The sequence below is a fragment of the Mycolicibacterium vaccae NBRC 14118 = CIP 105934 genome (assembly GCF_001552715.1).
GTDB classification, from domain to species: Bacteria; Actinomycetota; Actinomycetes; order Mycobacteriales; family Mycobacteriaceae; genus Mycobacterium; species Mycobacterium vaccae.
In genome coordinates this window covers 1-817 of the sequence record NZ_BCRS01000358.1, presented here as the reverse complement: position 1 = coordinate 817, position 817 = coordinate 1, and the positions used below count along the sequence as shown (strand labels likewise).

Here is an 817-nt window from a genome sequence, read left to right as displayed (position 1 = left end):
GGCCCTTGTGGGCCTTGTTGAAGTGGCTGACGGTGGTGCGCCTGCCGTCGGCGTGCTCGGCCACCACGTCCACCGAGACCGCACCGGGCACCCGGCCCAGCGCGGCATACGATCCCGACCTCAGATCGACGACCAGTTGCTGTTCGGCGATCTCGGCCAGGACCGGTTCCAGGACCGGTTTCCAGCGCGCCGCCAGCGTGGGCCGCCCCGGCAGTTTCGAGCCGGCCGACAGCCGGTAGGCCGGGATGTGGTCGCCGGCCCGCAGCAGGCCGAACAGCGCCGAGCCGACCGCCAGTCGCTCCCGGGCCCGGCCGGCCGCGGCGCCGGTCAGGGATTCGACGTCCAGTGCGTCGTAGAGCACACCGGTGTACCGGCGGATCGCGGGCAGCGTCGGGCTCGTGCACAACGCGGCATTGCGGTCGATCTCGGTGTCCTGGGACGGCGAGATACCGAGGGCCTTGCGGCAGGCGGGCCGGTCGGCGGCCAGGGTGATCAGTTCGCCGACGAGTTCGGCGCGCAGTCCGTTCAGCGCGGGTGTGCTCAGCGTGTCCAGCGACAGAGGGGGTCCGTCGCCGCCGGCGCGTTTGGTCTCCGAGGGCGGCAGCAGCACGATCACCGCACAGAGGCTAGTGCCCCGCTCGGCGAGCCCGAATCAGGGTGCCGGCGGAGGGGGAACCTGCTGGCCGGCCAGCATGACCGGCGCCGGTGGCGGCGGGGGAGGCAGCTCGCCCGGCGGAGGAGGCGGCGGCGGGAGCAGCGGGTCGAACCCGGGCGGCGGAGGCAGCTCGCCCGGCGGAGGGGGCGGCGGCCCCATCGG

1 protein-coding gene is annotated in these 817 nt (G+C 74.4%); it reads right to left on the bottom strand.

Annotated elements, in window-relative coordinates; all coding sequences use genetic code 11:
• The coding region (gene yaaA, locus MVA01S_RS29995) for a peroxide stress protein YaaA (protein ID WP_060941848.1) at positions 1–616 on the bottom strand (616 nt) is incomplete at its 3' end.
• Positions 617–817: the final 201 nt, after the last annotated feature.